The following is a 20,576-nucleotide window of genomic DNA, read 5'->3' on the forward strand; positions in this document are numbered from 1 at the left end:
TGAGCTGCGCGAACGGCACTTTCGAACGATAGGTTGGCCTGAAAGTGCCGTTCGCGCACATCCCGGCTGTCGCCGAGCGGGCGGGATCGTCGAGTTGAGTGTGCCCAGGGCTGCCGCGACAGCCCTCAGCACACTCCCGATCAGCCAGTGCCTTGATCCGGGGTGCCGGTCCACCGCGGTGGCTGCGGCGATCCACCTGACAGGCACTTTCCTGACCTCACCGCGAGCACCGTGGGCCTGGCGGCACAGCGCTCAGTGGTACGGCTTGTGCGGGATCGCGGCGTCGTTGAGCTGCTGCTCCACGTCCACCCAGATCGCGCCGTCCTCGATCTTGCACGCGTAGACGGGGATCGGCGCCACCGCCGGCACGCCGCGCGGCTCGCCGGTCCGCAGGTCGAAGCAGGAGTTGTGGGCCGGGCAGATGAGCGTGTCGTCGTCCTGGAGGTAACCCTCGTTCAACGGTTGCTGCTGGTGCGTGCACGTGTTGTGCACGGCGACCGCCTCGTCCTCGTAGAGGCGCACGACGCAGATCGGTTCGCCGAGGTCGACGAGCATCATGTCGCCCTCTTCGAGCTGGTCGAGATCGGCAATTGCTTCCCACGCCACGGTGTCCTCCTAGTTTCGTGCTCGCCGGGATGCGGGCTGCGATCCCCGTACCTCGATCCAGCCGTTGCGGACCCGCGTCGGGAGTGCGGGCTGGGGGTGGTGCGCCGGCCCGCGGACGATGTGGCCGTCGCGGATGTCGAACCGCGATTCGTGCAGCGGGCACGTCACGATGCAGTCGGTGACCTCGCCACGGCTGAGCAGCGCGCCGGCGTGGCTGCAGAGGTCGTCCAGCGCGTACACCTGCTCGTCGGCGCGGTGCAGCATGATCTGCCGGCCCTCCACGACGACGTGCGCGGACGTCCCCTCCGCCAGCTCCGGCTCCGGCAGTGCCCGGACCCAGCTGCGCGGCCCGGTCGTCGTCGCCACCCGGTTGACCATCACGGCGCGGCCCTGCACGAGGTGCCCGCCGACGAACCCGGCCGCCGCGGTGACGGCCATGCTGGCGAGCCCGAGTCCGTGGGCGGTCCCCCGGCGCCCGCCCAGCCGCGCGGCCAGCGAGGCGGCCTGCAGTGCGGTCCCGGTGAGGTTGAGCAGGCCGTGGAACAACCCGACCCGGCGGTCGGCGCCGTCGCTGACGGTCCAGTCCGTCACGCCCGTCGCGACGGTGGCCGCCGCAGCGACGAGCCCGGCCGCGCTGAGCGTCGCGGCCGCGTCGCCGCTGCCGGCCCTCCTGGACGAGCGCTTCTCCCCCAGCACGTCGACGACGTCGAGCACGAGAGCACCCGACCAGAACCCGATGGGGAGGTCGCTCAGCGCGGCGTGCACCGAATGCCCAGCCCAGCGGCCGCCGTGCATCAGCTCGACGGCGAGGTTGTCGCGGTAGCGGTCGTAGAGCGGCTGGGTCACCCCGGAGACGTTGTCGTTGAGCGACGACAGCCAGGGCCACTTCTCGACCGCCGCGAACACCTTCTGGTGCCAGGTGGCGAGCGGGGACGGGCCTGCTGGTCCATCGGTCGGCCCCCCGGTCGGCGCTGCCGCGCCTGCCCGCATCTGTCGATCCGTACCCGCCATCGATGGCCCCCGCAGTGGCTGCCGCGTCGCAACCAGCCGACGATCCCATCCTGATCGGGACCTGACCGTCTCATCGTGCGACGTCGGTACCGCGGAGGTCCGTCGTAAGCTCCACCAGGAGGTGGCGATCATGGGGGACGCGGTGCAGATCGACGCGACCTACGGCCACGCGTGGGATCCGGACCACCGTGCGCTGGTCGGACCGCTGACGGATGAGGAGGCCCGCCGCCGCCACGGGACCGAGGAGCCTTACGTCGTGCTGCTCGGCGATCCCGAACAGCCACGCGCGCTGCTCGAACCCGCGTCGCCGAAGCCGGGCGACCTGACGGCGTGGTGCTTCGACGAGCACCAAAGGCGGACGTTCCTGTTCGAGTTCCGCGCGATCTTCGAACGGATGTCGCTGCTCAGGATGGCCGAATGGCAGTACCCCGACGCGCACCGGCCCGAGTTCGACCGGAAGGCGCCGCGCTGCCTCACCAACTTCGGTCGGGACGGACGGCCGACCGCCTCCCCTTTCGACGCCGAGCCCGGCACCGAGTTCCGTGGGCTGAACCCTTGGTCGTGGAGCTCGTCGTTCGAGCTGCCGGAGTTCGGCGAGTGGACGCGGCTCGCCGCGTTCATCCTCGACGACCGGCAGCTGCTGGACCAGCAGGACGACGACTGGCTGGACGACAGGCCCGAACCGGGCTCCGGGCCGCTGCGGCCCGGACCCGAGATCGAGACCATGTTCGAGCCGGGGGCGCGGTACCTGCTGGAGCCGGTCGGTTCCGGCCCTCTCGACGAGGTCGACGTCGAGATCCGCCGGCTCGGACCGCTGCGGATGTCGACCGGCCGGATCATCGTGTGCGACCCGGGGTACCTGCCCGGTCAGCAGACGCCGTTCAACGTCTCGTTGCCGCCGGGGCACCACGACGTAGTGGTTGCACTCGCCCGGTTCGTCGAGAATCCCGAGCACGTCCGCGTCGCGGGGTGCCGGGTGGGCGTGCGCGATGCCCAGGTCGCGACCTGGGAGCCGGCGGTCCCGATCGGCTCGGACGTGGACGAGCTGGGCGACGGGGAGTTCTTCGCCTCCGGGGTCGACGGCGGCCGGCTCTGCGTCTTCGACGCGGCGGCGCTGCCCGGCGAGGTGTTCCACGACGTGATCGACACCAGCGACTACACCGACGAGATGGACGACTGGACGACCGGGCTCAACCTGATCGCCTTCCAGAGCGGCTGGGGCGACGGCGCCTACCCGGCATGGGTGGGACGCGACGCCGGCGGCGACGTGGTGTGCTTTGTCGTCGACACGCAGGTGCTGGACAACGCGACGCTGCTCGGACCTTCAGCGACCCCCGACCCCGCCGATCCGGCTATTTGAGCCGGAGCGTCTGCACTGCGGCGGTGAGCGTGTCCCGTTCGGCCTGCGCGGATGCCGGCGCGGACCCGATCAAGGTGTACAGCTCGCTGCCGCGCACCGCGACCAGTTGGACGTCGTGCGCCTCGGCGCCGGGATGCTGGTCGGTGTAGCTGTAGGTCTGCAGGTAGGCGGGTGTGCCGTCGGCGAGGGTGAGCTTCCGGCCGCTGGTGATGACGCCGTTCGGGAACTGCACGGCGGCGTTCCTCGCCCCCTCGATGGTTTCCTCCAGCGTCCCGAGGCTGCTGACGACGAACACCGCCAGCTGCGCGTCGTTCGTCGGGCTGTTGAACGCAAGCACCTCCGACGACGGATCGATGCTCCAGCCGGCCGGCGGCTGGATCGTGAACCGGCCGTAGACGTCCGTGTAGGTGCCCGCGGCCGGCGCGACCACCTCGGGCGGGCTGCCGGAGTTCGCGACCACACCCGCCACGGTGCCCCCGCCGGCGAGGAGCACAGCGGCGACGGCTGCGGCTACCAGCGGCCATCGCCGCCGCGCCCGCACCGGTGGTGGGGATGTCAGACCGGCCGGTGGCAGCGACGGCGCGGGCGGCAGCGGCCGTGCGGGCGGCCCCGGGTGCCACGTCGTCGGCGACCCGACGATCGCCGCATGAGCGGCCGCGGCGAGCTCGCCGCAGGTCGCGAAGCGGTCGTCCGGTCTCTTGGCCATCCCGCGCGCGACGACGGCGTCCAGCGCGGGCGGCAGCGGACGCAGCCGTGTCGGGCGTGGCGGCGCGGCGTTCAGGTGGGCGAACATCATGCCGGCGAGGCCGTCGGCGGTGAACGGGCGGCTGCCGGTGAGCAAGGTGTGCAGCACGCCGGTCAGGGCGTAGACGTCGATCCGGTTGCCGCGGCGGTCTCCCGTGTCGAACAGCTCCGGCGCCATGTAGTCCAGCGAACCCATGGTCGTCCCGGTCACGGTCAGCTTGTTGCCCGCCATCGGGGCGGCGATGCCGAAGTCGACGAGGTACGCGAACTCCCCTTCGGTGCCGGGGACGGTGAGCAGGATGTTGGAGGGTTTGACGTCGCGGTGCACGAGCCCGTCGGCATGTGCCGCATCGAGCGCCCCGGCGATCTGGCTGATCACCTCCACCGCACGTTGCGGCGAGAGCGGGCCGTAGCGACCGAGCACGGCGTCGAGGTCCATCCCGTCGACGAGCCGCATGTCGATGAACAGCCGCCCGTTCAGGGTGCCGTAGTCGTGGATCGGGATGACGTGCGGCTCGCGCAGGCGTGCAGCCAGCTCCGACTCGCGGCGGAACCGCTCCTGGAACTCGACGTCGCCCGCGAGGTGGGGCGCGAGCAGCTTGAGCGCCACCGCGCGCTGCTTGACCGTGTCGAAGGCCCGGTAGACCTCGCCCATACCGCCTCGGCCGATGAGCCCGTCGATCCGGTAGGGCCCGATCATGGCGCTCGACACGCGCGTCGACGTGGGCATCATGCCGGCCCCAGCGAGAGCGTGCGCAGAGCGGATTCGATCACGGGCTGGTCGGTCGCCCACGAGGTCGACAAGCCGGAGCCGGCCGCGACGACACCGAGCCCGTTGCGCGAGGCGACGACGACGAGGTTGTTCAGCTCGAAGCCGAACTCTGGGTCGTTGTGGGTCGAGGCGAGCAGCCGGGCCGGCGTCCCGTCCGGGAGCGTGATGGCCTCGTTGAGCGTGAGCTTCCCCGCGGGGAGCGCCTCCAGCCGCTTGCGCTCCTTCGCGACCAGCGCGTTCAGGTCGAGCGTCGACGGGGTGGCGCGCACCCCCAGGTCGGCGTTGTACCACTCACCGGTCGGCGACAGGCCGGGGGTCACGCTGGCGAAGAAGACGTCGAACGACTCCACCTGCACCTCGGACCGGACCCAGCCCGCGGGCACGGCGATCGAGAAGCGGCCGGCGGGGTCGGCGTGGACGGGCCCGGTCTCGATCTCGATCTCGGGCGCCGGGCCGGGAATCCCGACGACCGTGGTCGCGGCGGCCACGAGCTGCGGGACCGTGATCGCGCCGGTGACGGCCACGGCCGCGATCAGCACGGCCGCGCCCGCTATCAGCAGGGTCTTGCGACGAGGCGTCGCGTTCGCCACGGGCGGAGCGGCGACCGGAAGGGACCGCGGGGTCGATGGATCGTGCGTCGATCGGTCCTGCACCGTGGTCGGCGGCTGCAGTGCCACTCCACCCGACCGCGGCCCCGGGGCACCCGCGGCGGCCAGGTCGAGCGGCATGCTCGGGCTGGGCGCGGCCGGGACGGCGACGGGCCACTGCTGGTTGCCGAACTCGACCGACAACGCCATGCGGGCGGCCTCCGCGAGCTCTCCCGCGCTGCGGTAGCGGTCGTCGGGGTTCTTCGCCATGCCGCGGGCGACGACGTCGTCGAACGTCGCGGCGACCCCGGAGATCTGCGACGGGCGCGGCGGCGGCACGGTGAGGTGGGCGCGCATCATCGCCATCAGCCCGTCGGCCTCGAACGGCCGCCGTCCGGTGAGCAGCTTGTGCAGCATGCAGGCCAGCGAGTAGACGTCGATCCGGCTGTCGCGCCGGTGCTCCTCGAACAGCTCGGGAGCCATGTACGCCATCGTGCCGAGCGCCGTGCCGGTGACGGTCAGCCGGCTCCCGCTCATCGGAGCAGCGATGCCGAAGTCGACGAGGTAGGCGAAGTCGTTCGCGCCGAGCAGGACGTTCGACGGTTTGACGTCGCGGTGCACGAGCCCGTCCTGGTGTGCGGCGTCGAGCGCGCTCGCGACCTGCGCGACGATCCGGACCGCGCGTGCCGGAGTCAGCGCGCCCTGCGTGGTGACGACGGTGTCGAGGTCGACGCCGTCGACGAGGCGCATGTCGATGTAGAGCCGGCCCTCGATCTCGCCGTAGTCGTGGATCGGGATCACGTGCGCTTCGCGCAAGCGGGCGGCGACCGCCGACTCGTGGCGGAACCGCGACTGGAACTCCACGTCCGACGCCAGGTGCGGCGCGAGCCGCTTCACCGCGACCGTCCGCTGCTTCACTGTGTCGACCGCGCGGTGGACCTCCCCCATACCGCCGCGCCCGATCAGCTCCTCGAGCCGGTAGGGCCCGAACTGCTCCTCCATCGTGCCCACCCCTCGCCTGCGGCCGGTCCGCTGTCGCGACGAATGGTCGGGGTCAGGAGGGGTCCGCTGCTACCGCCTGCGCGCTGGGATTGCCGGCGTCCGACGAAGGGTTTTGTCACCGTTTCGGGATGGACAAACGACGCAAAGGCCGGCCTACACGTCCCGGGCGAAGTTCCCCACCGTTTTGGGCACTTGCGCGCTCCACAGGCGCGCATCCACCCAAAACGGTGGGGAGATCGGGCCGGTGAGCCGCGTCAGGACACCGGAGACGGCCGTCGCCCGGGCCCGACCAGCACGTCGCGGCGCCAGCGGGCGACCTCGACCGCATCGAGCGGCAGGCCGGCCGGGACAGTCGGCTCGAGCTGCTCACGCGGCAGCAGGGCGATGACCGATGCCGCCGTGGCGCCGATCGGACGGGAGCGGTGCAGCCCGGCGGCTTCGAGCGCGCCGCGGACCTCGGCGCGCTCGGTCGCCAGGTGCAGCTCGACGCCGGCCGCGTGGGCCTGCACCTGCAGGCGTCGCACCGTCGCGATGGCGTGCTCGTCGACCGAACGCAGGTGCCCGAGGTCGAGCACGACGACGAGCGCCCTGGTCAGCTGCTGACCCACGCGCTCGACGAGCGCGCTCGACGTGTCCGTCGACAGGCACCCGTCCACCCACACGACGACGACATGACACAAGGGCGCGTTCAGCCGCACATCGAGGACGTGCGGCAGCGCACCGATTGCCTTCACCTTGCCCATTTTTCTGGTCCCCGGGGACGTGGCCGGACGCGGGACGTGTGCGTCAGCCGGGCTGTTCGACAGAGGGCTGCAGACTCAACCGCAGGGGATCCTAACCTCCGTGACCGCTCGCGGAAGCCGCCGTGTGAACGGACTCTCGTCCGCGAACGGTCACGGGATGTCGAGCTCGGCGTGGCGCTCCGTGAGCGTTTTGGCCAGCTCGACGAGTTTGACATTGAGCTGTTGGGAGGTGCGGCGCAGGATGTCGAAGGCCTCGTCGGCGGCCACCCCACGCCGGGTCATGATGACCCCCTTCGCCTGCCCGATCACGTCCCGGCTCTCGATGGCCTGCTCCAGCTGGGCCTTCTGCAGGTCCGCCTTGGTGACGGCGTCGGTGCGGGCCAACGCGAGCGACGCGTGCGTCGCGAGCAGCAGCACCTCGTCCCGGTCGATCTCGTCGAGGCCGCCCGGCCGGAACGAGTAGAGGTTGAACGCGCCGGACAGCTGCGGCGGTGTCGGCGCCGGGATCAACGACGTCGAGAACACCGCCGCGACGCCGAGCTCGGTGGCCGCAGCCGACCACCGCGGCCATCGGCGTTCGACGCGAAGGTCTTCGGACGTCACGAACGCGGGACCGTCCGGATCGGCCGCCTCGACGCAGGGCCCCTGCTCGAAGCGGTACTGCAGCTCGTCCAACTCGATCGCGAGCTGATCGGTCTCCTCCGGAGTGTGGAACCGACCGTCCGGGCTGCGCGTCGTGATGCTGACGACGTCGGCCGCCGGGAAGAGCTCCGTGGCGGCGCGCACGACCTGCTGGAACACCTCACCGACGGTCGTCGCGTCGATCAACGACCGGGTCAGCTGCACGAACTGCTGCGCGAGCGGCCCGACCGGCGCAGCGGCGACGAAGCTGTCCTTGTCCTGCTCCCACTCCTGCTCAGTCACCATGTGGTTGCCACCTCCCACCCAGCCGTTCCCCGGTGGGCTGGCGAGGCAAACAGTGCGGAGCCACAGGGGCCCATAGGGTGGGCGGATGTCTCGCCCCGACGACGCCGAACGCAGTCGCAACCTGATGGCCGCTGCCCGCAGCGGCATGCTGTCCACGCTCGGCGAGAACGGCTATCCGTTCGGCTCGGTCGTGGCGCCCGCCGTCGACGAGCAGGGCCGGCCACTGATGCTCCTGTCGGACCTGGCGGTGCACAGCCACAACCTCAAGGCCGACCCGCGCGCGTCGCTCATGGTCGCCGAGCCTGGCGAGGGCGACCCGCTGGACCTGGCCAGGGTCACGCTGATCGGCCCCGTCGCCGAGGTGACCGGGCCGGACGGCGACGCTGCGCTCGCCACGTACCAGCAGGTGCATCCCGGTGGTCTCGGCACCGACCACGGCTTCCGGATGTACCGGCTGGACGTCACCTCGGTGCGGTTCGTCGGTGGGTTCGCCCGCATGAGCTGGGTCGAGGCGGCCGCGTACACCGCGGCCGAGCCCGACCCGCTGCTGCCGCACGTCGCCGGCATCGTCGAGCACATGAACGACGACCACGGCGCGGCCATGGTGCTGTACTGCCAGGTCTTCGGCGACCGCCCGGCCACCACCGCGGCCCGCATGACCGGCATCGACCGGTACGGGTTCGACATGCTCGCCACGGACGGACCCGGCGCCGCCGAACAGCACGTCCGGCTGGCGTTCACCGACGAGGTCACCACCCCGACCGAGGCCCGCACCGCGCTGGTCGCGATGGTCCAGGAAGCCCGCGCGCAAGCCAGGTAATCGTCGACAACGACGTTTTGGTCGATGTTAGCGCTCACAAACAGCCGAAACGTCGTTGTCGACGCTCAGGTGTAGGCGCGGAGGATGCGGTCCTCCTTGTCCGCGCCTATGCCGTGGTCCAAGGCGCCGGTTGTTGGCGCCGCCGTCTGCATCCAGGCCCACGTGTCGCGCACCGTCTCCTCCGGCGGGCGGCAGCGCATTCCGGCCACGCGGGCGGCGGTGGCGTCGACCGGCCACGCGGCGGCCGGGTTGGCGGCTGTCGGGAGCCAGAACGGGAGCTCGTTCCACGGCCCGGCCCCGTGTTCGAGCAGCACCTCGTCCGGCACCCAGACCAGACGTGCCGCGCTGCCGGTCGCGGCGACGCACAGGTCGAGGTACTCGCCGATGGTGGTGCGCGGCACGCTCGGCATCGTGTTGAACACACCGCCGAGCGCGGCTTCGACCCGGTCGACCACGAACGCCGCCACGTCACGCGCGTCGACGAGCTGCAGCGGCTGTTCGGGGTCGCCCGGCGCGAGCACGGTGCCGCCGAGGTGGATCCGGGAGAGCCACCAGGGGAGCATGCCGACGTTGTCGTGCGGACCGACGACGAGCCCGGGCCGCACGACGAGCGCGGCGTCGCTGCCGTAGGTCTCGAACACGGCGCGTTCGCACCCGGACTTGCGCGGGCCGAGCGTGAACAGGTCGGGCGGGCCGTCGTCGTCGGCAGTGCCCTCGTGAATCGACGCGGTCTCCGTCCACGGCAGTGCCGTCCAGTCGCGGTAGACCGCGGCACTGGAGACGAAGGCGTAGAACGGCGCCGACGCGCGAAGGGCTCGGGCCGCGGCGAGCACGTCGGCCGGCACCTGCCCGCCGGGATCGAGCACGGCGTCGAAGGTGTGCCGGGCCAGCTCGGCCAGCGCGCCGGCATCGGTCCGGTCGCCGCGCACCGCTCGCACTCCCGGGACGTCGGGGCCGGTGCGGCCGCGGTTGAAGGTGGTCACCCGGTGTCCCCTGCGCAGCGCTTCGGCGACGGCGGCGCGACCCACGAACGAGGTCCCGCCGATCACGAGCAGGTCGAGCTGTCGCGTTCCTGTCATCTGGTGCTCCCAGCGTTGATGCGGGCCCGGATCGATGCGACGTCGACGGTTCCGTCGGGCCGGCGGTCGAGCTTTCCGCGGTTCATGAGGTCGTGGACGAACTGCCGGCTGACCCCGAGCATCGCCGCGGCGACGGCCACGGGCACACCGTCGGCGCCCGGGAACCCGACCCGCCATGCGACGACCCGGCCCAGCGGGGTGCGCCACCAGCGCTCCGATGGGTCGAAGGCTTCGTCGCCGGGATGGAGGACGGAGACCAGCCGGATGCCGGTGAACCTGGCCGTCGTGTCGTCCGGCCCGAGCAGCTCGTCGGCGAGCTGCGCGGCCCTCGCCGCGACCCGGTCCCGCAGCGTCGCGGCGATCGTCATGTCGTCGAGCACGATCTCCAGCGGGTCGATCAGCCGGCTCGTGATGAGGCGCGACAGGTCGGCCGCCAGCTCGTCGACGGTCGGCAGCATGAGCCCTCCAGGGTGTTGACGTCAGCCGTCAACAGCCTGGTGGCCGTTGACGAGCGTTGTCAATAGTGCAGCGCCAGCAGGATGTGTGCGTTCCGCACGCAAGGGCAGGAAAGCCACTTTCCGGCCCTCACAGGGCAGGAAAGTGGCTTTCCTGCCCTCCCCCAACGCGCCGGGGCGTTCCCCCGATCGCCTACCCGAGCTCGCGCTCCAAGGCCGCGATGGCCGCCGCCTCCCTCGAGCCCCCGGCCGCGCGGGCGTCCAGGCGTTCCGCCAGCTCAGCAGGCAGGTCGAGGACCAGCCGCACCGTGCTCGAGGGCTCGGGTTGATCAGGCGCCGGCGCGCGCAGCACGAGCCCGAGCACCGGTAGGGCGATCGTGCCGAGCGCGTCGAGGATGCCCATGACACCCAGCCACCGCCAGTAGGCGTCGTCGTTGTTGCCGGGGATCCCGCCGTCGGTGAGCACCGGGAGCGCGATCATGACAGCGACCACCGCGACCGCCACCAACGTCACGGCGAGGCTCACCCGGATCACCGGGTGTCGACGGCCCGCGAGCAGCAACAGCAGGTTGGCCTGCGCCAGGCTCAGGGCGGCGATGGCGAGCACGGCCACCGCTTTGTAGAGAGCCTGCTCGCCGTCGGTGCCGAAGGGTCGGTCGAGCCAGATCAGGACGAGCGCGCAGATCGCGGCACCGAGGCTCGCGGCGATGCCGGCGAACCCGACCGCACGCACCGAGCGGGTGACGACCGCCAGATGGCAGAGCGACGTCGTGCCGAACGCGGCGATCGTCATCGTGGTGAGCAGGATCCTGCTCTGCAGGTCGCCGAACTCGTCGCTGAGCAGCGCCGCGATCCCCAGCACGGCGGCGACGCCGAGCGAGGCGATGATCACGACGATGGTCGCGCGCCGCACACCACGAACCCCGCTTACTCCCGAATCGGACATCCCGCGACGCTACTCCCGCACTACCGTGAATGGCGTGAGCATCGCTGTGGCACTCGACGACCTCGCCGGCGCGATCGACGGCTCGGGTTCACCGGCCCCCGCACCGAGCGCGTCGGGCAGTGTGTCGGACCGCGTCGAGATCCCGGTCAGGAGCTGAGCGCTCCGCCGGCGAAGACGTACACCCAGGCTTGTGGCCCCGACCGCAGCGGGACCTCGATGCGCTCGTAGTCGTCGACCTCGTAGTCGTCGGCGGCGAGCAGCTCCGCGGGCGTGATCGAGAAGCAGCTGCCCTCGACGATGACCCCGGTCGCGGGCCGCAGGATCGGGTGCCGGTCGCTCCCGCTCGTCGCGATCACGTGGGGGTCGGTGATGGTGATCGTGTCGAGGGCGAACCCGACGATGGCGTCGCGCTGCCCGTCGAGCGTCCGGCCGAACGTCGCGAGCTGCACGTCCGACTGCTGGAGCGTCCCGTAGGAGAACAGCAGCACCGACCGGTCGGAATCGATCATGACACTGATCATAGACGGCCATGAAGAGGCCCTCCGGTAGGAGTGCTGACCGCTCGCTATGGACAATCTCGAACAGATCACGCATAGTGAGATCTCCGGCTCCACCAGCGAGAAGGGCGATCTCAGAATGGTGCATTTCACTCCACCGTTCCCACCCAAGAAGAAGTCGCGGTAGGTGGTATCCGCTGCGGGTCCGCCCCCGCGGGCCCGCAGCGGGCGGAGCCCGTGATCGACGGCCCGGTGACGATCGACGGCGACGCCTTCGGAGCAGCCCTCCTGCGGTGCCACGACACCGGCGGCCGGCCCGGCACGGTGTTCGAGATCGTCGAGCGGGACGACGGCTGGATCAGCGTCGCCGACATCGCCGCCTACCTCGCACCGATCGAGGAGTGGACGGACGTCGAGCGGCAGCTGTGCGAGCGCGCCACCGGCCGCGTGCTGGACATCGGCTGCGGGGCGGGCCGGCACGCGTCGGCTCTCATCGACCGCGGGCTGGACGTCATCGGCATCGACCCCTCCTCCGGCGCCGTCGCAGTGTGCCGGCAGCGCGGGGTGCGCGCGGTGCGCGGCGATGCCTGCCGGCCGCCCGCCGAGCTCGGACCGTTCGACACGTTCCTGCTGCTCGGTTGGAACCTCGGCCTGCTCGGCAGCACTCGCAACGCCGCCTCGGTGTTCGACGCGCTCGCCTCCGTGGCGGCACCCGGCGCACGCATCCTCGGGATCGGCGCCGACCCCCACGGCAGCACGGACCCGGACCACCTCGCCCGCCTCGACGCGAACCGGGAGCGCGGCCGACTGCCCGGCCAGTTCCGGATCCGGATCCGGCACGAGCGACTCGCCACGCCGTTCTTCGACTTCCTCTACTGCTCGCCGACCGAGTTGCGGGGCCTCACGGAAGGCACGCCGTGGCGGGTGACCGACGTGCTCTCCGCCGACCCGTCCGGCACCTACGGTGCGGTGCTGGAGCTCAGGTCGTGAAGCTCACTGACTGCACCTGGCGACGTCAGCGTCGGGCGGGCAGGCAGACAGGGGTGCCTGGAAAGCCACTTTCCCGGCGTGTGGGGCCGGGAAAGTGGCTTTCCCAGCATCGCCTGCGGAACGCACGCATCCCGGCCCAGCCGCCGCGGCCCGGGTCGTCCTACCTGACCTCTGAACGGCGCCGAGGCACAGCTTCAACCGCTGCCCGCCACGCCGGATCGTCCAGCACCCCTGCGTCGGCGAGCCGTCCGGCGAGTCGTTGAGCGTGGAGCTGCCAGCCCAGGGGGGGTCGTCATCCGGCTTCCTCACTGAGTAGTGCGGCGATGGCCTGGGTGATGGGCGCAGCGATCGCATCCTCGATCCAGCCATACTGACCGCCCGGGTTGCACTCCAGGAACGTCCACACCCCATCGGGCTGGACGACGAAGTCGAACGCCCCGTCCGACCTGGCGAGGGCAGGAAAGCCACTTTCCTGCCCTGTGAGGGCCGGAAAGTGGCTTTCCTGCCCTCGTGTGCGGACGTCGGGAACGCCCTACCCGAAGTCGCGCCGCCGCAACGCCAGCAGGGCGCCTGCGGCCACGAGCGCTGCGAGCGCTGCGAGCGCTGCGAGCGCTGCGAGCGCTGCGAGCGCTGCGAGCGCTGCGAGCGCCACCATCACCGCCTCGGGCGCCGGCGTCGAACGAGCCGCCGGCGACGGTGTTGGAGACGTAGTGGAACGGTTCCAACGGGCTGCCGCCCCAGTTGCCGTACAGCGGGCCGACGACCTTGCCGGTCAGCACGACGAACGCCCACACCGCCCAGCTGAGCGCGGTCGACAGGCGCGGCAGGAGAGCGTAGGTGAGCAGGCTGACCGGATCGTCGTGGTCTTGCCGGCGCCGTTCGGGCCGAGGAAGCCGTGCACCTCCCCGCGCTCGACGGTGAGGTCGAGCCCGTCCAGCGCGGACGTCCGGCCGAACCTCTTCCGCAGGCCGGCCACCGAGATCGCGTCAGACATGGTCGCCCTCCTCGACGTGCGGCAGGCGCGAACGCATCTCGGCGGCCTGCGCGGGGGTGAGGTACGGGTGCGAGTAGAGGTCGAGCAGCACCCGCGCGAGCAGGTGCTCACCCTCCGGGCTGAAGACCTCGACGCCCAACCCGCGCGAGACGTGCTGCTGCAGGAGCGATACCGAGAGGGCCATCGCCGCGGCGACGGTCGCCCGCGCCTTCGTCGGGACGTCCGGCGGGTCGGGCCGAGCGGCGTCGGCCTCCGCCAGCCACTGCTCGCTCAGGCCGACCATGGTGTCGAAGAACGGGGCCGCCCTGCCCTCGACGAGCGCGCGCACGACGTAGCCGCGGTACGGGTTCAAGGCCGCGCTCGCGACGGCCACGTAGTTGACCTGCCCCGGCGCCGCGTCCGTCCGGACCTGCTCGTTTATCCGCTCGACGGCCCTTGCCAGGTGCGCGTCACAGGCGTCGCGCAGCCCCTCCTTGGAGCCGAAGTGGTGGCGCACCAGGCCCGGCGAGACGCCGGCGACCTCGGCGATGCCGCGGATCGTCGCGCGGTCGAACCCCTGCTCGCCGAACAGCCGCATCGCCGCGTCGCGGATCCGCGCCTGCGCGGTGAGGTCCGCCGGCTCGACCATTCGCTGGTGTAACGGACTATCCATGCGTGTAGCGTACTACTCATGTGGATAGCGCGCCTACAACAGCCCTGCCTCGACGAGCTTGTCCTGGATCCCGGCCAGCTCCTCGCCGTTCAGCGGCACCTGTGGCGGCGCCAGCACCGCGTTGTCGATCACTCCGCGCATCCGCATGGCCGCCTTGAACGCGCCGAGCGCCGCCGAGCTCCCGCCCATCCGCGTCTGCGACGCCACTGACGTGATGGCGAACAGCCGCACCAGCCGCTCCTGCTCCTTGCGCGCGGCCTCGACGCTGCCGTCGCGGACGTGGTCGAAGATCGCCACGTACCCGTGCGGGTCGATGTTGGCCAGACCGGGGACGGCGCCGTCGGCGCCCATCGCGAGCGCCGCGTCGGTGACCAGCTCGGATCCGGTGAACACGACGAACCCGTCGAGGCCCCGGTCGTGCCGGCCGAGCAGGACGTGGCGGAACCCGGCCTCGTCGCCGCTGGAGTCCTTCAGCCCGGCGATCACGCCGTCGGCGGCCAGGCGCAGCAGCATGTCGCAGTCGAGCTTGGTGTGCACCGCGACGGGGATGTCGTAGGCGAAGAGCGGCAGGGCGGTCCGCTCGTGCAGGAGGCGGAAGTGCCGCTCGACCTCCGCCACGTGCGTCCGCGTGTAGTAGGGCGCCGTGACGACCACCGCGTCCGCGCCGGCCGCCTCAGCCGCGGCGACGTGCTCGGCCACCCGCAACGTCGTCATGTCGATGCAGCCCACCAGCACCGGGACCCGCCCGGCCACCTCGTCGACGGCGGTCTCGACCACGGCCCGGCGGTGCGCGTCGGGCAGGAACGCGCCCTCGCCCGACGACCCGAGCACGAACACCCCGTGCACGCCGGCGCCGAGGAGGAAGCGGATCGTGCGGCGCAGCGAGCCGGTGTCGACGCTGAAGTCGTCGTGGAACGGGGTGCACAGCGGCGGGATGATGCCGGCGAACGTCATGCGGATCTCATTTCCGGGTGGATGCATCGGTAGGTGTGACCCGTTGCGGCAACGGCCGGCGGCGGCAGCTCGCGCGCGCACTCGTCGGTCGCCTTCCAGCAGCGGGTGCGGAAGTGGCAGCCGCTGGGCGGAGCCGTCGCCGACGGGACCGGGCCGTCGAGCACGATCGGCGTGGTGGCGTGCAGGAGGCTCGGCGTCGCCGAGAACAGCGCGCGCGTGTACGGGTGGTGCGCGTCGGCGGGGATCCGCGCGGCCGGCGCCTCCTCGACGATCCGGCCGAGGTACATCGTCACGATCCGGTCGCTCATCTTCCGCACGGTCTGGATGTCGTGCGAGACGAACACCATCGAGAGGCCGAGTCGTTCGCGCAGGTCCAGCAGCAGGTTGAGAATCTGGGCGCGCACCGAGACGTCCAGCGCCGAGGTCGGTTCGTCGGCCACGAGCAGCGCGGGCCGCAACGCGAGCGCACGCGCGACCGCCACCCGCTGCCGTTGCCCGCCCGAGAGCTGCCCCGGCACTGCCTCCGCGACGCTGCGCGGCAGCCCGACCAGCGCCATCAGCTCCCGCACCCGGTCGGCGCGCTCGGCGGGCGTCCCGATCCGGTGCACGTCGAGCGGGTCGCGGACGATCATGGCGACGGGCAGCCGCCGGTTCAGCGCCGTCGAGGGATCCTGGAAGATCATCCCGATCGAGCGCGCCCGGTCGCGTTCGGTCGCGGGCGAGAGCGGCTCCCCGCGGAACCGGACGGTGCCGGCCGTGGGCGGCTGCAACCCGACGATCACCTTCGCGAGCGTCGACTTCCCGCAGCCCGACTCCCCCACGACGCCGACCGTCTCGCCGGTGTCGACGGTGAAGTCGGCGCCGGTCAGCGCGTGCACCTCGGCACGGCCGAACAGCTGCGCGCCCCGGATCCGGTGCACGACGCTCACGCCGTCCAGCTGCAGCAACGTCATCGCGCGACCTCCTTCAACATCCCGATCCCGATCTCGATCCGCTCGGCCGGGAAGTGGCACGCCACGACGTGCTCGCCGGCATCCCCGACCCGCGCCGGCGCCTCGGTGCGGCAGATCGCCCGCGCGGCCGGGCAGCGGTCGGCGAACCGGCAGCCGGGCCCGAAGTCGGCCGGCGACGGGACGGTGCCGGCGATCTGCGTCAGCGCCGCAGCGTTCTCCTCCAGCGAGACCACCGCGCTGAGCAGCCCGCGCGTGTAGTGGTGCTGCGGCGAGCCGACGATCTGCGCGGTCAGCCCGGTCTCGGCGACCTGCCCGCCGTACATCACGACGACCCGGTCGGCGACCTCCGACACGAGCGCGAGGTCGTGCGAGACGAGCACGAGCGCGAAGCCCAGCTCGTCCTGCAGCCGCAGCAGCAGCCGCATGACCTGCGCCTGGATGGTGACGTCGAGCGCCGTGGTCGGCTCGTCGGCGACGATCAGCTTGGGGCTGCGGGAGAGCGCCATCGCGATGAGCACGCGCTGGCGCTGCCCGCCCGACAGCTCGTGCGAGTAGGCCCGCAGCACCCGCTGCGGGTCCAGTCCGACGAGTTCGAGCAGCTCCGCGGGCTGGCGAGTGCCGCCCCGGCTGGTGAACTGGCGCAGCTGACTGCGGATCGGCATCGCCGGGTTGAGCGAGCTCAGCGCGTCCTGGTAGATCATCGAGAGGTCGTGCCCCAGGTGCGCCCGCCGCTGCCGCGCCGGCAGCGTGAGCAGGTCGCGCCCCTCGAAGCGGATCTCGCCGGTCACCCGCGCGGTGCGCGGCTGCAGGCCCATGATCGACAGCGACGTCAGCGACTTGCCGCAGCCGGACTCCCCGATGAGCCCGACGACCTCGCCGGGCGCGACCGTGAAGGAGACGTCGTCGACGACGTTGACGTTGTCATGCCGGTCGGGGAACGCGATCGAGAGCCCTCGCACGTCCAGCACCGGCGGACCGTCGAGCATCCTGCGGGCCCGGCCCGCCAGCCGCTCCCCCGCCTCCCGCAGGCCCGTGATGGGCAGCACCGGCGCGACGTTCTCCGCCGCCTCCTCCGCGACCAGCGCCTTCGCCTTCTCACCGGCCGAGGCCTGCCGCGCCGACGGGGCCGCCCACGCGTCGGAGATCCCTTCGGAGAGCACGTTCAGCGCCAGCACCGTCACGAGGATCAGCAGGCCGGGGAACAGTGTCGCCCACCAGCCGCCGATCAGCACGAGGTCCTTGCCGTCGGCCAGCACCGACCCCCACGACGGGTTCGGCGGCTGGATCCCGGCGCCGATGAACGAGAGCGACGCCTCGAACACGATCGCGTCGGCCACCGTCACCGTGCAGAACACCAGCACCGGCGCCGCGCAGTTCACGGCGACGTGCCGGGCGAGGATGAAGAACCGGCCGGCGCCGATGACCTTCTCCGCGGCGACGTAGTCCTCGCTGAACTGCGCCATCACGTTCGCGCGCACGACGCGGGCGATCGAGGGCGTGTTCAGGAAGCCGATCGCGAGGATCAGCACCGAGATGTCCCGGCCGAACACCGCGACGAGCACGGCGGCCAGCGCGATCCCGGGGAACGCCATGACGACGTCGAGCACCCGCATGATCACTGCGTCGACCCGCCGGCCCGACGTCGCCGCGATCGAGCCGATCAGCGTGCCGGCGGCCAGCGCGAGCACGATCGCGCCGAGCCCGATCGCCAGCGACCACCGGGTGCCCTGCACCAGGCGCGAGAAGATGTCGCGACCGGACTGGTCGGTGCCGAACCAGTGCGCCCCGGACGGGCCGTCGAAGTCGGTGCTGAGCGCGTCCGGATCGTGTGTCGTCAGCAGCGTGCCGAGCACCGCGACGAGCGCCAGCGCAACGACGATCACCAGCGCGATCCGGGAAGCCGTGCCGAGCCGCCTCATGCGTGGCTCCGCAGCCGCGGGTTCGCGATCAGGTACAGCACGTCGACGACCAGGTTGACCAGCACGAACCCGACCGCGATCGTGATCACGAAGCCCTGCACCTTGGCCGTGTCGCCGTCGCCGACCGCGCGGATCAGGTTCTGCCCCATGCCGGGCAGCGCGAACATCGTCTCGATGACCACCGCGCCGCCGAGCAGGTAGCCGATCCGCAGCCCGAGCACCGTCAGCGGGTTGACCAGCGCGTTGCGCAGGACGTTGCGCCCGACGACGACCACGGGCGGCAGCCCGCCGCCGCGCGCGGTGCGCACGTAGTCCTTGTCCAGCTCCTCGACCATCGACGTGCGCACGATCCGGGTGAGCACCGCCGCAACCGGCATGGAGAGCGCGACCGCGGGCAGCGCCATCGAGTTCAGCCAGCCCGCGACGGAGTCGTTCGGACTGACGTAACCGCTGGTCGGGAACAGGCCCTCGCCGACCGCGAGCCACTGCACGAGCAGCAGCGCGACCCAGAACGCCGGCGCAGCCACCCCGGTCAGCGACACGATCCTGATCAGCTGGTCGGGCCAGCCGTCGCGGAACAGCGCCGACGTCACGCCGAGCGCCAGCCCGACGACGAGCGCGATGACCAGCCCCATCGCGGTGAGCTGGACGGTGAGCGGCAGCGCCGTCGCCACCGTGTCGAGCACCGGCTGGCGGGTGATCACGCTGACGCCGAAGTCGCCGCGCAGGAGGTTCCCGACGAAGTACAGGTACTGCAACGGCCACGGGTCGAGCAGGCCGTTCTCGCGCCGGAACTGCTCCAGCTGGGCCGCGGTGGCGTTGGCGCCGTCGAACGCGGCCAGCGCCGGGTCGACCGGCGAGAACCGCATCACGATGAAGACGAACAGCGCGACCCCGAGCAGCAGCGGGACGAGCGCGAGGATGCGGCCGAGCAGCATCCGGAGTACGACGATCACGCCGGCCCTGCCATGTTGACCGCCTTGTTGAGGTAGATCCCCGGGTAGCCCTGGGCGCGCACCCCGGAGAGCGACTTCGGGTCCCACGCCGTGCCGAGCTGGGTGAAGACGACCGGATAGACGACGGCCTGGTCGGCGATCATGTCCATGAGCTGCTTGGTCAGCGCCGCCCGCTCGGTGGCGTCCGGCTCGGCGGCCGCGGCGTCCTGCAGCGCGAGCAGCGCCTGCGACTCCGGCCCCGTCCAGCGCGCGTACCTGGTCGTGAGGATCGACGTGTCGGCGTAGTAGTAGCGGGTGAGCAGGTCGGGGTCGTTGCCGAACTGCAGCGGGTTGTTGGTCGTGGCGACGACGTGGAAGTCGGTGCCGTTGTCCAGCTTGGAGAACAGCGCCTTGGTGTCCTGCGAGTCGAGCGTCGTGGGCACGCCGATGGCATCCCAGGCTTCCTTGATCACCTTCACGCAGTCGGCGACGAGCGAGGTGTTGGTGGTCGAGAGCGTGACCGACAGGCCGGTCACGCCCGCCTCCTGCAGGAGCGCCTTCGCCTTGGCCGGGTCGTAGGCGAAGTCGATCGCGGCGGGCTGCGAGGAGGGCAGCTTCGGGTTGATGAACGAGGTTGCGGGCGAGCCGGCGCCCTTCAGCCCGATGTCGACCATCTTCTGGCCGTCGATCGCGTAGTGCAGGGCCTGGCGAACCCGCTTGTCCCCGAACGGCGCGTGCGCGGTGTTGAAGAGCAGGAACAGGTTGTTGCCGCCGTCGGCGAACTCGACGGTCCGGCCGGCCGAGCGCAGCTGCTCCGCGTTGGCGGCCGGGATGTTCTCGACGATCTGCGCGTCGGGCGCGGCGCCGGAGATCGCGGCGACCCGCGGGGCGGCGTCGACGATCGACTTCCAGAGCATCCGGTCGTAGACGGCCGGGAGCGGCCCGTTGTACTGCGCGAACTTCTCGAAGGCGGTGTGGCTGAGCGGGGCCTGCTCGGTCACCTTGTACGGGCCGGACCCGACGACCTTGCCGCCGGCGGCGTCGGCCCACTTGCCCTCGAAGACGTGCTTCGGCGCGATCTTCGCCGACTGGATGCGCTGCAGCGCGTACGGGAACGGGAACTTCAGCACGAACTCGACGGTCCGCTCGTCGACCTTCCGCACGGCGTCCAGCCAGTGCGAGAAGAAGCTGTGCACCAGGACGTTCTCGCTCGGGCTGAGCACGCGGTCGTAGGTGAACACGACGTCGTCGGCGGTGACCGGCCGTCCGTCGTGCCAGGTGGCGCCGTCGCGCAGCTCGAACGTCATCCGGGTGCCGGTGAGGTCGGCCGGCAGCGCCTTCGCGAGGCCGGGGAACGGCTCGCGGGTGATCGGATCGCCCTCTACGAGCGACTCGTAGCAGTGCAGGATCGCCGCCATCGAGAACGCCGACGCGGTCTGCAGCGGGTCCCAGGTCTGGTTGTTGCCGTAGCCGAGCACAGCGGTGATCGAGCCCGTCGTGGCGCCGGTCTTGTTGGTCGATGCGGGGCCTGCGCCGCACGCGCCGAGCGCGACGGTGAAGGCGGCCGCCGCTCCCGCCATGCCCGTGAAGCGAAGCAGGTCGCGCCGGCTGATCGGGGTCATCGCCGCTC

At 71.5% G+C, this 20,576-nt stretch carries 21 protein-coding genes and 1 pseudogene; 4 read left to right on the forward strand and 18 right to left on the reverse strand.

The genetic code is table 11. The features are described 5' to 3' along the window. Positions 1–252: 252 nt before the first annotated feature. Both LL648_RS41425 and LL648_RS41430 read right to left on the reverse strand, forming a co-directional pair. Positions 253–606 carry a Rieske (2Fe-2S) protein gene (locus LL648_RS41425; RefSeq protein ID WP_232668464.1) on the reverse strand — a complete coding sequence of 118 codons (354 nt, stop codon included), beginning with the start codon at positions 604–606 and terminating at the stop codon, positions 253–255. A 9-nt stretch (positions 607–615) separates the two neighbouring features. Continuing rightward, positions 616–1,596, reverse strand: a complete 981-nt coding sequence (locus tag LL648_RS41430) for a Rieske 2Fe-2S domain-containing protein (RefSeq protein WP_232668465.1) — start codon at positions 1,594–1,596, stop codon at positions 616–618. A 151-nt stretch (positions 1,597–1,747) separates the two neighbouring features. Here LL648_RS41430 and LL648_RS41435 point away from each other — a divergent pair, with 151 nt between their 5' ends. Continuing rightward, positions 1,748–2,977, forward strand: a complete 1,230-nt coding sequence (locus tag LL648_RS41435) for a DUF4241 domain-containing protein (RefSeq protein ID WP_232668466.1) — start codon at positions 1,748–1,750, stop codon at positions 2,975–2,977. Here LL648_RS41435 and LL648_RS41440 read toward each other — a convergent pair. The 4 genes from LL648_RS41440 to LL648_RS41455 all read right to left on the reverse strand — a co-directional run bounded on the left by LL648_RS41440 (position 2,970) and on the right by LL648_RS41455 (position 7,752). Beyond that, complete coding sequence (locus LL648_RS41440) at positions 2,970–4,454, reverse strand: serine/threonine-protein kinase (RefSeq protein WP_232668467.1); 1,485 nt, start codon at positions 4,452–4,454, stop codon at positions 2,970–2,972. The genes LL648_RS41435 and LL648_RS41440 overlap by 8 nt on opposite strands. Continuing rightward, positions 4,451–6,082, reverse strand: coding sequence for a serine/threonine-protein kinase (locus LL648_RS41445; RefSeq protein WP_232668468.1), 1,632 nt, complete (start codon positions 6,080–6,082; stop codon positions 4,451–4,453). The genes LL648_RS41440 and LL648_RS41445 overlap by 4 nt, the downstream gene beginning before the upstream one ends. 254 nt (positions 6,083–6,336) lie before the next feature. Continuing rightward, positions 6,337–6,816 carry an STAS domain-containing protein gene (locus LL648_RS41450; RefSeq protein WP_232668469.1) on the reverse strand — a complete coding sequence of 160 codons (480 nt, stop codon included), beginning with the start codon at positions 6,814–6,816 and terminating at the stop codon, positions 6,337–6,339. 159 nt (positions 6,817–6,975) lie between these two features. After that, positions 6,976–7,752, reverse strand: a complete 777-nt coding sequence (locus LL648_RS41455; RefSeq protein ID WP_232668470.1) for a GAF and ANTAR domain-containing protein — start codon at positions 7,750–7,752, stop codon at positions 6,976–6,978. Positions 7,753–7,837: 85 nt separating this feature from the next. Here LL648_RS41455 and LL648_RS41460 point away from each other — a divergent pair, with 85 nt between their 5' ends. Further along, positions 7,838–8,572: a HugZ family pyridoxamine 5'-phosphate oxidase gene (locus tag LL648_RS41460; protein ID WP_232668471.1), complete on the forward strand. Its 735-nt coding sequence runs from the start codon at positions 7,838–7,840 to the stop codon at positions 8,570–8,572. 65 nt (positions 8,573–8,637) lie between these two features. Here the strand turns inward: LL648_RS41460 and LL648_RS41465 are convergent, their stop codons facing one another. The 3 genes from LL648_RS41465 to LL648_RS41475 form a co-directional block, all read right to left on the reverse strand. Next, on the reverse strand, positions 8,638–9,651 hold the full coding sequence (locus tag LL648_RS41465) for an NAD-dependent epimerase/dehydratase family protein (RefSeq protein WP_232668472.1): 1,014 nt from the start codon (positions 9,649–9,651) through the stop codon (positions 8,638–8,640). Continuing rightward, a complete protein-coding gene (locus LL648_RS41470) occupies positions 9,648–10,109 on the reverse strand; it encodes a hypothetical protein (RefSeq protein ID WP_232668473.1) in 462 nt (153 codons plus the stop codon). The genes LL648_RS41465 and LL648_RS41470 overlap by 4 nt, the downstream gene beginning before the upstream one ends. Before the next feature lie 190 nt (positions 10,110–10,299). Then, positions 10,300–11,052 carry a hypothetical protein gene (locus LL648_RS41475; protein ID WP_232668474.1) on the reverse strand — a complete coding sequence of 251 codons (753 nt, stop codon included), beginning with the start codon at positions 11,050–11,052 and terminating at the stop codon, positions 10,300–10,302. A 34-nt stretch (positions 11,053–11,086) separates the two neighbouring features. Between LL648_RS41475 and LL648_RS44720 the strand changes: the two genes are divergently transcribed. After that, positions 11,087–11,209 carry a hypothetical protein gene (locus LL648_RS44720; RefSeq protein WP_255687516.1) on the forward strand — a complete coding sequence of 41 codons (123 nt, stop codon included), beginning with the start codon at positions 11,087–11,089 and terminating at the stop codon, positions 11,207–11,209. Here LL648_RS44720 and LL648_RS41480 read toward each other — a convergent pair. Further along, positions 11,199–11,561 carry a gamma-glutamylcyclotransferase family protein gene (locus LL648_RS41480; protein ID WP_232668475.1) on the reverse strand — a complete coding sequence of 121 codons (363 nt, stop codon included), beginning with the start codon at positions 11,559–11,561 and terminating at the stop codon, positions 11,199–11,201. The genes LL648_RS44720 and LL648_RS41480 overlap by 11 nt on opposite strands. 225 nt (positions 11,562–11,786) lie before the next feature. Between LL648_RS41480 and LL648_RS41485 the strand changes: the two genes are divergently transcribed. Continuing rightward, positions 11,787–12,539 carry a class I SAM-dependent methyltransferase gene (locus LL648_RS41485; RefSeq protein WP_232668476.1) on the forward strand — a complete coding sequence of 251 codons (753 nt, stop codon included), beginning with the start codon at positions 11,787–11,789 and terminating at the stop codon, positions 12,537–12,539. A gap of 532 nt (positions 12,540–13,071) precedes the next feature. Here the strand turns inward: LL648_RS41485 and LL648_RS44725 are convergent. The 8 genes and pseudogenes from LL648_RS44725 to LL648_RS41520 all read right to left on the reverse strand — a co-directional run bounded on the left by LL648_RS44725 (position 13,072) and on the right by LL648_RS41520 (position 20,568). Further along, complete coding sequence (locus LL648_RS44725) at positions 13,072–13,194, reverse strand: hypothetical protein (RefSeq protein WP_255687517.1); 123 nt, start codon at positions 13,192–13,194, stop codon at positions 13,072–13,074. A gap of 195 nt (positions 13,195–13,389) precedes the next feature. Continuing rightward, a pseudogene (locus LL648_RS41490) lies at positions 13,390–13,533 on the reverse strand (ATP-binding cassette domain-containing protein); the annotation flags it as partial. Continuing rightward, positions 13,526–14,185, reverse strand: a complete 660-nt coding sequence (locus LL648_RS44895) for a TetR/AcrR family transcriptional regulator (protein ID WP_305080825.1) — start codon at positions 14,183–14,185, stop codon at positions 13,526–13,528. The pseudogene LL648_RS41490 and the gene LL648_RS44895, both read right to left, overlap by 8 nt. A 33-nt stretch (positions 14,186–14,218) precedes the next feature. Then, positions 14,219–15,139 carry a dihydrodipicolinate synthase family protein gene (locus tag LL648_RS41500; RefSeq protein WP_232668477.1) on the reverse strand — a complete coding sequence of 307 codons (921 nt, stop codon included), beginning with the start codon at positions 15,137–15,139 and terminating at the stop codon, positions 14,219–14,221. Then, positions 15,136–16,092 (reverse strand): oligopeptide/dipeptide ABC transporter ATP-binding protein, encoded by a 957-nt coding sequence (locus LL648_RS41505; protein ID WP_232668478.1) that lies wholly within the window; start codon positions 16,090–16,092, stop codon positions 15,136–15,138. Before LL648_RS41505 ends, LL648_RS41500 begins: the two co-directional genes overlap by 4 nt. After that, positions 16,089–18,011, reverse strand: coding sequence for a dipeptide/oligopeptide/nickel ABC transporter permease/ATP-binding protein (locus tag LL648_RS41510; protein WP_232668479.1), 1,923 nt, complete (start codon positions 18,009–18,011; stop codon positions 16,089–16,091). The genes LL648_RS41505 and LL648_RS41510 overlap by 4 nt, the downstream gene beginning before the upstream one ends. Next, positions 18,008–18,967, reverse strand: a complete 960-nt coding sequence (locus LL648_RS41515) for an ABC transporter permease (protein ID WP_232668480.1) — start codon at positions 18,965–18,967, stop codon at positions 18,008–18,010. The genes LL648_RS41510 and LL648_RS41515 overlap by 4 nt, the downstream gene beginning before the upstream one ends. Then, positions 18,964–20,568, reverse strand: a complete 1,605-nt coding sequence (locus LL648_RS41520; RefSeq protein WP_232668481.1) for an ABC transporter substrate-binding protein — start codon at positions 20,566–20,568, stop codon at positions 18,964–18,966. Before LL648_RS41520 ends, LL648_RS41515 begins: the two co-directional genes overlap by 4 nt. Positions 20,569–20,576: the final 8 nt, after the last annotated feature.

Origin of the sequence: Pseudonocardia sp. TRM90224 (assembly GCF_021245725.1) — a bacterium.
GTDB lineage: Bacteria > Actinomycetota > Actinomycetes > Mycobacteriales > Pseudonocardiaceae > Pseudonocardia.